An 11,803-nucleotide genomic window follows, 5' to 3' on the forward strand; every position below is an offset into this window, starting at 1 on the left:
CGGTCAGCTTTATACCATGAAAAACTCAAAAACCATGTGAATTAGCACAAGCTTATATTTGAATACTGAGTAAAATACCAGTGTTTACTCGGTTTTTGGAAAAATATGGCGAAAGCAAAAACAAATTACACCTGCACTGAATGCGGTGGCATCGTTAATAAATGGGCGGGACAGTGCCCATCTTGCGGGCAGTGGAATACCTTGGTCGAAACGGTGATTGAGGCTGCAGGTAATCGTTTTTCTGGAAAACATCAAAGCCTGGCGCAAACGGCGCCTGTGCTGAATTTATCTGATATCGAAGCGTCGGACGTACCGCGCTTTGGCACCGGTATTGAAGAATTCGATCGGGTGTTGGGCGGCGGCCTGGTGCCAGGCGGCGTGGTGCTCATTGGTGGTGATCCTGGTATCGGTAAGTCAACCTTGTTGCTGCAGGCGCTCTCCAATCTGGCCAAGATCAAAAAAGTTTTGTATGTGAGTGGTGAAGAATCTGGGGCGCAAATTGCTTTGCGTGCGAATCGGCTTGGTCTTGATACCAAGGGTTTGGCTTTGCAGGCGGAAATTCAGCTCGAAAAAATTCTTAACACGCTGTCGGATCATAAGCCGCAAGTTGTGGTGATAGATTCGATACAAACCTTATATTCGGATGCATTAAGCTCGGCGCCCGGCTCGGTGGCACAGGTGCGCGAATGTGCGGCGCAATTGACGCGTGTCGCAAAGACCATGGATATCACCATGATTCTGGTTGGTCATGTGACCAAGGAAGGCGCGCTAGCTGGGCCGCGCGTACTTGAGCATATTGTTGATACGGTGTTGTATTTTGAGGGAGATACCCATTCCAGTTTCCGTCTGGTACGCGCCATTAAAAATCGTTTTGGCGCGGTCAATGAGTTGGGTGTATTTGCCATGAGTGAGCGGGGTTTGAGAGGTGTGTCAAACCCCTCCGCCTTATTTTTATCGCAGCATGATGCGCAAGTTGCAGGCTCATGCGTGATGGTGACGCAAGAGGGAACCCGTCCGTTGCTTGTAGAAATTCAGGCATTGGTGGATAGTTCCCACGCGCCAAATGCACGTCGCTTATCCGTCGGCTTAGAACAAAACCGGCTGGCAATGTTGTTGGCAGTCTTGCACAGACATGCGGGAGTTGCGGCATTTGATCAGGATGTGTTCATCAATGCGGTTGGCGGGGTCAAAATTGCTGAGCCTGCGGCTGATCTGGCAGTTTTATTGGCGATTAACTCGTCCATGCGCAATAAGCCTTTGCCGCGCAGTCTGGTCGTGTTTGGTGAAGTTGGTTTGGCGGGTGAGATACGACCAGCACCACGCGGTCAGGAGCGGCTCAAAGAGGCTGCAAAACTGGGCTTCACCATTGCCATGATTCCCAAGGCGAACGCCCCTAAGCAAAAAATAGAAGGCCTGACCATCATTGCGGTTGATCGTATTGATGAAGCAATGAGCAAAATACGTGATGTTGATGATGCGAATTAGCGTCTTTTGATTGGTGGTATGTCGGTCATTATTGCAATCGTTTGGCGGCAGAAATGCCGCTTCTTACTGCCGCTTCGATAGTGGCGGGGTAATCGCCAGCAGTATAATCGCCCGCTAACAATAGACCCGCCTGATCGGTCGTGTTTGTCGGGCGAGTAAGCGCAGGTGTGCAACTGAACGTTGCCCTTTTTTCTGTGATGATCTGATGCCAGAGCGGTAGTTTTAATGCAGGCAACTGAAAACTCTCAGCCAACTGGTTTGCAATCGCACTGGCAATCTTATCGTGTTCGATAGAGTTGGGGTTTTGTGGCGCACTGATTACGACTGCCAAGAGGCCAGCATGCTCAATGTGCAGATAGCCGCGATCAAACACATATTGCCCCCATTTTTCCTGTTGAGGCGCATCGCACAAGGCATACATCGCACCTGGTAGCCGTATATCGGCCGCGTACTTCAGGTAGCAGGTAGTAATCGCTTCAAATTCAAATTCTGGCAAGACGGTATCGCTGTTCGCTGACTTCAGCAGGCGTTTTGCGTTGCTGCAGTCGGTGGCAATGATAATGCCATCGTAATACGCATGCTCGTCTGATGTTTCTTGTTTGCTTAAATTGAGTTGCCATTTACCCGGCATACTCGCATGTTGACTTACCCCTGTGACTGCTTGTCCCAGACTCAGCTTACTGCCTTTACTCTGGATAAAAACTGCGGCTTGCTCGGGAAACAGTGCGGATAAATTCAACTGTGGAATCAACATGTCGGATGCTGCACGCTTGGCACCAAGACTATCTCGCAAAACGTTCAAAAATACCTGCGCTGATGCGCGTTCAGGTGGTGTATTGAGAGCAGCAACGCATAAGGGGTTCCACATCAACCGGCATAAGCGTTCGGTTTGATCAAAACGTTGCAGCAACTCGCTGACGCTGCAGTCTTGGTATAACTTCCAGCCCATCCAGCGTGCCGTCGACGAGAAGCGAGCGAGTGCTAGTTTGTCGGCTTTCTCTAATCCTTTTGATTGCCACAAAGCGATCATTAAATGCAGCGGGGCAGGGATGAATCCGGATTTTGGCGCAATGAATTGCATGCCATCTTCATGAGATGGGTAAATCATTTGCAAGGGCAGGCGTAAGCACGATCGCTCCATATCGATACCGACTTCGCGCATTATTTGCAGACTTTGCTGATAAGCGCCAAGTAGAATGTGCTGACCGTTGTCGACTTTGAGTCCATTTACTTCAACCGCGCGTGCACGTCCGCCGAGCGTGCGTGACGCTTCAAATAAACTAACCTGGTGTCCTTGCTTAGTTAATTGGACCGCGGCCGCACAACCTGCCCAGCCGCCGCCAATGACTGCAATGTGCTTACGTGAGGATTTAGCCACGGACGTAGGTTTTCCAGGCGAGCCACAGTTTCCGGATCGGCGTTAAGGAAATACGTTGATTTAGTACCTGAAAATGATCGCGCTGAATTTCTATTAAAAGAGTGCGATATATGGATGACATAATCAGACTCGTGCGCTGTGCGCGGCGATCTTCTGCTGGTAGTAAAGCGAGCGCTTCGTCATATAATTTTTGCGCACGTTCGTATTGAAATTGCATCAATGCCTCAAATTGCGGACTGTGTTTTGCATTCAAAATATCAGCGGCGGTGACTTTGAATTCTTGTAACTCGTTGACCGGTAGATATATCCGGCCTTTACGCGCATCTTCTCCAACGTCGCGGATGATGTTGGTCATCTGGAAAGCCAGCCCCAATTTTTCCGCAAATTCGCGGGTTTTGGGGTTGGTTATACCAAAAATGCTTGCGGACAAAATACCAACAACGCCAGCGGCATGCCAGCAATATTTTTGTAATCCGGTGAAATCCAGGTATCGCGTCTGGTTGAGATCCATTTCCATGCCGTCTATGATGGCAAATAAATGTTCTGACTGTAGCTGGTAGGTTGCCATATGCGGAAGCAGGGCTTTGGTTACCGGGTGAGTTGGCGCATTTTCCAGCATAGCTTGAAGCTCTTTTCGCCACCAGGCCAATTTTGTGCGAGCGAGCATATCATCGCTGCTTTCGTCGACGGCATCGTCAACCTCGCGGCAAAATGCGTAGAGTGCCGTGATGGCTTTTCTTCTTTCTGCTGGCAGAAACAGAAAGCTGTAATAAAAACTGGAGCCACTCTGGGCTGCTTTTTGTTGGCAATATTCGTCTGGAGACATGCTTTTTTATGTAAGTAATCGGCACAAAGCCGAGTAAAGTCGATATGCTAACAAACTTTGTGCAAACATGAAGTACTTGCCATGACATGGCTAAAATAAGTATCTTAATGTAATCGGATCGCAGAATTATGAATCCAAAATGCGCTAGCTCGTATAATAGTGGGCGCATTATATTATTGCTCAGATAAAAATGAGCTTGCTTTTGGTACAAAACTCTAAATTTGGACAAATATCTTGAATAAATCGAAAATTGCTGGAATTTTAAGCGGTGTGGCTATTGTACTCGCTGGCTGTGGTGGCTTCGTCTATACGACTGTTGGTGGCACTGTAACTGGTCTAGGCACGAGCGGTACAAATACCGTGGGCTTGAAAAATGAGGGTAACTATACGCAAGTCCTGAGTGCAGATGGTTCTTTTTCATTCACAGAAGCGAGTAACGCTCAATATACTATTTCTGTGTATCAGCAGCCTCGTTACGTGAACTGTTCTGTCGCCAACGGTACTGGTACCATGAACAGTTCTACTGGTGTTGCGAATGTCGCTGTCACTTGCGTTCCTAATGTTCAAATTAACGGCAATTTAAGTGGTCTGGCAGATGGTAGCAAACTGTATTTGATTAATAATATTACCAATCCGGCGACAAATGTGAGTACAAGTGCTGACAATACCCCAGCTGGTGCGATTTCTGCAAACGGAACTTTTGTTTTGCCAACCTGGGTTGTTAGTGGGTACAACTACAATGTCACGGTAGCACTGCCCCCGCCTGGGCAGTATTGTACCGTGGCAAACGGAACGGGCGTTGCTGACAATAATCCGAAACTCTCCCCCCCCTTGATCGGCGTTAACTGTGTTACTGCTGTTCCGGTAACTTTCACGGTAACTGGTTTGACAGCGGGTAATTCTGTCACTTTGACGAATACTTCAATCGCACGTAAGGAGGGCGATCCATTAACTGTTTCTACGATTGGTACTTATAATTTTTCCTGGAGTTTGTTAACCGGGATGAACTACTCTGTGGCAGTCACAACTCAGCCTAATGGTCAGACTTGCACGGTGCAAAATGGCAATGGTACTGCAAACTTAGCGAATCCTGGTGCATCTGCAAATATTGCAGTGACTTGTCAGTAGTTCTTAGTGTGTATGGTTCCGTTGTTTTACGGGACTAGTATTTATAATAAAAAACCGGACTATCAGCACATTGCCGCTAGTCCGGTTTTTATTTATCTATTTTTCAGACCGTGTTGGTTGAGCGTTAGCAGAGACTCTTAGAGCTCCTCTAAAACACCTTGGTCGTTAAAGTAGAAAATGCCTTCGTTTTTGAATCCCCATTTACCACCTTTGAGTCTGATGAAAGGCTCAAAGCTGAAAAAAGGAACATCAGCCAACAATGTCGTGTTATTGGTTTCAATAAATTGTCGTTGATCCCTGTCGGTGGCAATGCTGTGGCCAACATTGTTTCTATAGTCAAGATTGACAAATCCATTTTGTCGGATCCGCATATTTGCCCAGTCAAACAACTGGCCAAAAGTGGTTTGTGGTCGCACCAATTTCAGCATTTGCGCGTGCATTTGTTCCAAGAATCCTAAACCGTTCTTGAATTCAAGCAACTGGGGAGTTTTGGTTACTTTACCATTTTCGATGGCAAAGGAGCGTGCGCAATCACCCCAAGCCTTATTGTGAACTGGACTTAAATCAATGGTGATCAGATTTGAAATGCCAACGGGTTCGTCTCGCGGTTCGTATTCTCGACCTGAGATGGATACGCAACTGCGAGAGCCTAGTAGTACCAATGCAGGGCAGTTGTAGTACCAGGTATCTGGGTAGCCCTGTTCTGCCAGGAGTTCTTGTGCTTTCCTGGCGATACTTTTTTCGGTATCGTCAGCCGTAATGAGATTCTCTAGTCGTGCAAGAGTCGATTTTGCAGCAGTTTGCACCTGGCGGTGCTGAGAAATCTCGAGTTCAGTTGGCATGATGTTTTTTGTGTTTGACCTTTGCTTGCGCAGTGGCAATTATTTGCCGCTTCCTGCGACTGCGCCAACGCCTGCTTTGGTTACGTCGACGGCAGTACCAACAACCGCGCTTCCTACGTGCACAGTGGTTGAGACTGCGGCATCAGCGATCGCTAGCACTGTACAAGCGTTGAGGGATAGGATGCATGCCAAGAGGGGGAAAAGTTTCGCACGAGCGCGCATGGCAGTAGCCTTGTTTTGTTAAATTAAAAAAGTTGAGGTCTTGCTATAAAAATATAGTGATAGCGATATAGTGTTAGTGCTGTTTTCTTGGGGTGAAAACTCACAGAACTAGGTTGAACAATTTATGGCTGCTATTATGCTTTAAATTGGGATTAAGAGCATGATTCTTGTTCTTTTGATTGTGTTGCCACGCAATATGATTCTCCATTAACGAATTCTTGGCCTAAGTAATGCCAACTTTTTTCTTTCCTTTGCTTAGATTTTGTTTAGTTTTAAATGGACGGATGTTATGTGCCTGTCTCGGAGCAATAAGAGGTTATTTTTGCTACATGAAAATGGCGCGCCAGCACAAAATAAACCAGTCGCGCTTATCTAATTTTGGGCGGTGCCGGAAAACGTCCGCATTGACCTGGTCGGATTTTTCGGCAATTCTTAAACCTCCCTGTACGACCAGCCTTAATTCCCAACCAAGCCTCGTTGGCAGGCGCTTGCACAGGCTACTACCGGATAGCATTAGCTCTCTTGCACGTTGCGTCTGGAATTGCATAAGATGTTGCCATTGAGTGCTATCAGGCTTATGCCCGATTGACTCTGGGGGGATGCCAAAGCGCTTCAAATCTTCTTGGGGTATGTATATACGTTGCTTTTCCCAATCGATGCCGACATCTTGCCAAAAGTTAATCAGTTGAAGTGCGCTACAAATTGCGTCTGAGTCCTGCAGATTTTTTACATTTGCGGCGCCATATAAATGCAACATGAGATTGCCAACAGGATTGGCTGAGCGACGGCAATAGTCAAGCAAATCTTCGTAAGTCGCGTAGCGCGTTGTTGTTACATCTTGCTTGAATGCTGACAGTAAATCTCTGAATGGTTGTAGCGGCAATTGATGCTCTTTGATAGTTTCTGCTAAACGTTGAAAGACCTGCGACTTGCTCGGTAGATTTGCTTCTATGGCGTTAATCTCCCGCTCGTATCCTTCTAATGCCTCAATGCGCTCTTCTGGTGTCGCATTTCCTTCGTCGGCAAAATCATCTGCGGTGCGTGCAAATGCGTATATATTTCTTACTGCCGACCTCAGATTGGCGGGTAATAATAAGGATGCGACTGGAAAATTTTCGTAGTGTTCTACTGTCATATTCAGCGTTTAAATCAGAGTTTAATTATTAATGACTGAAAAGTCATTGGCAAAAAAGAGGTGCTTATCTATAATAACTAACTATTGAGTCAGTTATTTTGGTTTTCTGTCATGTTGCTCGAAAGTACTTCGACATCAACAGCCTGCATAGTAAAGGAAATTCCCGTGTCAAGACTACAATTCCCCTCGCGTGTCAGTGAGATTTTTTTTGCGCAAAAATCCTTTGCCTCCCAATGGTCACGCGCAGGGCTGGTACTGACAATGATTGCCACGCTGGCAGCTTGCTCAAAACCGACAGAAAAGACAGAAGATATTCGTCCGGTTCGGGCGATTGTGGTCAAAAGTGCCACCGCGGAAGCTGCAATGGAATTATCTGGGGAAGTGCGCCCAAAAGTCGAATCGCACTTGGGTTTTAGAGTTGGTGGCAAAATCATTAGTCGTAAAGTAGATTTGGGTACAGTTGTAAAACGCGGGCAGCTCCTGATGCAATTGGATCCGCAAGACTTGGCTCTGGCGCAGGTGCAGGCCAAAGCTGGTTTAGTTGCTGCGGAAAGTAACCGTGACCTGGCGCTGGCTGAATTGAAGCGCTATCAGGAGTTGCGTACTAAAAATTTTGTGGCAGCGACAGTATTAGATGGAAAAGAGGTCGCATTTAAATCTGCGCAATCAAGTTATGAGCAGGCGCTTGCTGCGTATAAAAATCAAAGCAATCAAACCGGTTACGCTAGTTTGGAGTCTGATGTTGATGGAGTGGTAACCAGTGTTGATGCCGAAGTCGGTCAGGTGGTGGCGGCTGGTACGCCGGTAGTTCGTGTCGCGCAGGCGGGTGATATGGATGTGATAGTCGGTGTCCCTGAGAATAAAATCAATGCTATTCGACAAATGACGGATATAAACGTCAGCTTGTGGGCGCAACCAAATAAACTCATGTCTGCTAAGTTGCGCGAGCTGTCGCCGATCGCCGATCCAGTCACGCGCACCTATATTGCTAAGGTGATTTTGCCTGCCGATGCTACTGATGTGCGTCTGGGGATGACTGCTACGGTCCGCTTTATTGCTCGCAACCCTAATCAAGTCATCAAAATACCGATGACGGCTTTATTGCAAAATAAAGGAAATTCCTCGGTGTGGATCGTGGAGCGGGGCGCAGTGAAGTTGGTGCCAGTGCAGATTGCGGGTACATCGGGCGAAGATGTCTTGATTGCAGCCGGTGTTTCCGGTGGTCAAACTGTGGTTACTGCTGGTGTTAATTTCCTTAAGCCAGGTCAACGTGTGACTATTCTCGGCGCTGATCTTGCGTCAGCAAATGACGTCAGTGCTTCTGCAGCTGGAGCGTCCAAATGAGTGAAAAATCTGGTGGCTTTAATTTATCTAAATGGGCTTTAGAGCATATACCACTCACGCGCTATTTGATGGTGGCGCTGTTATTGGGTGGAATATTTAGTTATGGTCATTTAGGGCAGGATGAAGATCCGCCATTCACGTTTCGCGCGATGGTGGTAAAAGCCATATGGCCAGGTGCGACCGCATTGCAAATGGCAGATCAGGTGACAGATAAGCTGGAAAAAAAGCTTCAGGAGACGCCCTATATAGACCGCATTCGTAGCTACTCAAAGCCAGGCGAAACCTTAATTACGCTGGAATTGCGAGAGTCAACCCCACCCAAGGAAGTGCAGCAGGCCTGGTATCAGGTACGCAAAAAAATTGGCGATATTCGTAGTACGCTACCGCCAGGGGTTATTGGGCCGATTTTTAATGATGAGTTTGGCGATACCTACGGTTCAATCTTTGCCTTATCAGGCGATGGATTCACGTATGAGCAAGTGAAGGAGTATGCCGATTTTGTACGTCAGCAATTCTTGCGCATCCCTATGGTATCGAAGGTCGAGTTATTCGGTGTTCAGGATGAAAAGGTCAATATCGAATTTTCGCAAAAGAAATTCTCGCAATTGGGTATTTCGTTTGATGCCATCGTATCTCAAATTGGTTCGCAAAATGGTATTGAAGCTACCGGTATATTGACCACCTCATCCAGTGATTTGCAGGTCAGGATTTCTGGCGCCTTAATGGCGGTGAAAGATCTGGAAAATCTGCAACTGCGTGCCAACGGGACGACTTTCCGATTGGGTGATTTTGCAACCGTAAAGCGTGAATATCAAAATCCGCCGCATGACAAAATGCGTTTCAACGGAAAGGATGTTGTTGGTCTTGGTATCTCCATGGAAAAAGGTGGAAATATCGTTGAGTTGGGTAAGAATTTACAAGCTACCGTGGCGCTCGTTAAAGCGAAATTGCCAGTCGGCATACAACTGGAACAGGTTACTAATCAGCCTGATGCGGTCAAGGCCTCAGTGGGTGAATTCATTCATACTTTAATTGAGGCTGTTGTCATTGTTTTGGCGGTAAGTTTTCTGGCTTTAGGTTTGCATACCAAGCCATTCCGTCTGGATGTCTGGCCTGGCCTCGTGGTCGGTTTAACCATCCCTTTGGTATTGGCGATTACGTTTTTGTTTATGCACATTTTAGAGATTGATTTGCATAAGATCTCTCTGGGTGCTTTGATTATTGCGCTTGGTTTGTTGGTGGATGATGCCATTATTGCGGTTGAAATGATGGTGCGCAAAATGGAAGAGGGCTTTTCTCGTTTTGACGCGGCAACTTTTGCTTATACATCGACGGCAATGCCGATGTTGACTGGCACGTTGATTACTGCAGCCGGATTTTTGCCAATTGGTTTGGCGAAATCTGCGGCTGGTGAATATACCTTTTCTATGTTCTCGGTCAATGCGCTGGCATTGCTGATCTCTTGGTTTGCAGCGGTTTTATTTACGCCTTACCTTGGTTATTTGTTATTGAAAGTGAAGCCGCATGCCGAAGGTGGTGAGCCCCATGAATTGTTTGATACGCCATTTTACAGTCGCTTCCGCACCGTGGTGTCGTGGTGTGTTGAGTGGCGCAAAACAACGATAGTGATTACGCTGGGTATTTTTGGTCTGGGTGTGTTTGGTTTTAAATTTATCGAACAACAATTTTTCCCGGATTCCAGTCGGCCAGAATTGATGGTGGAGATGTGGCTTCCTGAAGGCTCATCATTTAAGGCGACCGAGACGCAAACGAAGAAATTTGAAGCCTTCATTCAAAAGCAGGACGGGGTGGAAAGCGTTACTAGTTATGTTGGTAATGGTAGTCCTCGTTTCTATTTGCCACTCGATCAAATTTTGCCGCAAACCAATGTGACGCAAGTCGTGGTGTTGGCGAAAGATTTGAAGGCTCGAGAACAATTGCGATTAAAAATCACGCATATATTCAAAGTTGATTTTCCTGAGGTGCGTGGTCGAGTTAAGTTGTTGCCAAACGGCCCCCCAGTTCCGTATCCGGTGCAGTTCCGCGTTACTGGATTGGATGTCGCAGGTGTGCGTGCCATTGCTGACCAGGTCAAACAGGTAATGCGTACCAATCCCAATACGGTGGGTGTTAACGATAACTGGAATGAATCGGTCAAGGTCGTGCGTATCGATCTCGACCAGGATAAGTTGCGCGCACTTGGTGTTACTTCTCAAACCGTGATGCGGGCGGCAAATACCATTTTGACTGGTACCACAGTTGGTCAATTCCGCGATGGTAATAAATTGATTGATATGGTTGTGCGTCAGCCAATTGATGAGCGTTCAACGATTGAGGCACTTAGCAATGCGAACATGCCGACAGCTAATGGTAAATCGGTGCCCTTGTCGCAATTGGCGACCATTAAAATGGTGTGGGAGCCTGGTGTGGTCTGGCGTGAGCGCAGGGAGTGGGCGGTGACTGTGCAGTCGGATGTGGTTGATGGTATTCAGGGTCCGACCGTCTCCGCTCAGATCATGCCTCATCTAAGTAAAATTATTGCGAATTTGCCCCCCGGATATAAAGTTGAATTGGCCGGCGCTGCTGCCGATAGCGGCAAGGCGCAAGATTCTATCGCTGCAAATGTGCCTTTGGTGATCTTCATTATTTTCACTTTGCTGATGCTGCAATTGCATAGCTTCTCAAGATCTTTGCTGGTCTTTTTGACTGGGCCCCTGGGTGTTGCTGGTGCAGCAATGGCATTATTGATTTTGCAGCGGCCATTTGGTTTCGTTGCGCAATTAGGTGTCATTGCCTTGTTCGGTATGATTATTCGCAATTCCGTCATTTTGATTGATCAAATTGAGCATGATATTGGTGCTGGCGTTGATCCTTGGAATGCGGTAGTTGAGTCTGCGGTAAGACGTTTCCGTCCAATTATTCTGACGGCAGCGGCAGCCGTATTGGCGATGATACCGTTGTCGCGCTCTGTGTTTTGGGGGCCGATGGCGGTGGCGATTATGGGGGGCTTAATTATTGCGACTGGTTTAACTTTGTTATTTTTGCCAGCTTTGTATGCCGCTTGGTTTAAAGTGAAAAAGGGTGGGCATTCAATCTAGTTGGCTTGAATTCCAATGTGTTGCTTTCATGTTAAGCGCAGATCGAATACTTCAAAATCAGTCATTTATGAAAATTTTGGAGTATTTCTTAAAAAGCGTTAAAAAAATAAGACATATTGATTCAAAATCCAGTAGAATATCGGGCTGGAGTTGTAATGCCACATGCATAAGTTTCGGGCGACGATAGATGTTCGGGTCGCCCTTTGCTTTTGTACCGGCCTTGTCGTATGTATGCCGGTATGTAACATACTCATCCCGCGAGGATGGCGAAATTGGTAGACGCACCAGGTTTAGGTCCTGACGCCAGCAATGGTGTGGGGGTTCGAGTCCCCCTCCTCGCACCAC

9 protein-coding genes and 1 tRNA gene are annotated in these 11,803 nt (G+C 47.0%); 5 read left to right on the plus strand and 5 right to left on the minus strand.

Annotated elements, in window-relative coordinates:
• The first annotated feature begins 105 nt into the window (after positions 1 to 105).
• Positions 106 to 1,485 carry a DNA repair protein RadA gene (gene radA / locus H8K32_RS00785; RefSeq protein ID WP_186910561.1) on the plus strand — a complete coding sequence of 460 codons (1,380 nt, stop codon included), beginning with the start codon at positions 106 to 108 and terminating at the stop codon, positions 1,483 to 1,485.
• A gap of 28 nt (positions 1,486 to 1,513) precedes the next feature.
• Here radA and hpnE read toward each other — a convergent pair whose 3' ends face one another.
• Both hpnE and hpnD read right to left on the minus strand, forming a co-directional pair.
• Positions 1,514 to 2,863, minus strand: coding sequence for a hydroxysqualene dehydroxylase HpnE (gene hpnE, locus H8K32_RS00790; RefSeq protein ID WP_343067915.1), 1,350 nt, complete (start codon positions 2,861 to 2,863; stop codon positions 1,514 to 1,516).
• The gene (gene hpnD / locus H8K32_RS00795) at positions 2,856 to 3,689 is read right to left on the minus strand and encodes a presqualene diphosphate synthase HpnD (RefSeq protein ID WP_186910562.1); all 834 of its coding nucleotides are present in this window, start codon (positions 3,687 to 3,689) and stop codon (positions 2,856 to 2,858) included. Before hpnD ends, hpnE begins: the two co-directional genes overlap by 8 nt.
• A 234-nt stretch (positions 3,690 to 3,923) precedes the next feature.
• On the opposite strand from hpnD, the gene H8K32_RS00800 reads away from it, so the two are divergent.
• Complete coding sequence (locus H8K32_RS00800) at positions 3,924 to 4,817, plus strand: hypothetical protein (RefSeq protein WP_186910563.1); 894 nt, start codon at positions 3,924 to 3,926, stop codon at positions 4,815 to 4,817.
• Positions 4,818 to 4,954: 137 nt separating this feature from the next.
• On the opposite strand, the gene H8K32_RS00805 is transcribed toward H8K32_RS00800, so the two are convergent.
• The 3 genes from H8K32_RS00805 to hpnC form a co-directional block, all read right to left on the minus strand.
• Complete coding sequence (locus tag H8K32_RS00805; protein WP_222612973.1) at positions 4,955 to 5,623, minus strand: M24 family metallopeptidase; 669 nt, start codon at positions 5,621 to 5,623, stop codon at positions 4,955 to 4,957.
• Between the two features lie 75 nt (positions 5,624 to 5,698).
• Positions 5,699 to 5,881 carry a hypothetical protein gene (locus H8K32_RS00810; RefSeq protein ID WP_186910564.1) on the minus strand — a complete coding sequence of 61 codons (183 nt, stop codon included), beginning with the start codon at positions 5,879 to 5,881 and terminating at the stop codon, positions 5,699 to 5,701.
• Positions 5,882 to 6,206: 325 nt separating this feature from the next.
• Positions 6,207 to 7,016, minus strand: coding sequence for a squalene synthase HpnC (gene hpnC / locus H8K32_RS00815; protein WP_186910565.1), 810 nt, complete (start codon positions 7,014 to 7,016; stop codon positions 6,207 to 6,209).
• A gap of 165 nt (positions 7,017 to 7,181) precedes the next feature.
• Between hpnC and H8K32_RS00820 the strand changes: the two genes are divergently transcribed.
• From H8K32_RS00820 to H8K32_RS00830, 3 genes are all read left to right on the plus strand, one after another.
• Complete coding sequence (locus H8K32_RS00820) at positions 7,182 to 8,360, plus strand: efflux RND transporter periplasmic adaptor subunit (RefSeq protein ID WP_343067916.1); 1,179 nt, start codon at positions 7,182 to 7,184, stop codon at positions 8,358 to 8,360.
• The gene (locus H8K32_RS00825; RefSeq protein WP_186910567.1) at positions 8,357 to 11,458 is read left to right on the plus strand and encodes an efflux RND transporter permease subunit; all 3,102 of its coding nucleotides are present in this window, start codon (positions 8,357 to 8,359) and stop codon (positions 11,456 to 11,458) included. Before H8K32_RS00820 ends, H8K32_RS00825 begins: the two co-directional genes overlap by 4 nt.
• Before the next feature lie 257 nt (positions 11,459 to 11,715).
• A tRNA-Leu gene (locus tag H8K32_RS00830) sits at positions 11,716 to 11,802 on the plus strand.
• Position 11,803 lies beyond the last annotated feature (1 nt).

Source organism: Cognatundibacterium jejuense (assembly GCF_014284255.1).
In the GTDB taxonomy this organism is placed as follows: Bacteria; Pseudomonadota; Gammaproteobacteria; order Burkholderiales; family Burkholderiaceae_D; genus Undibacterium; species Undibacterium jejuense.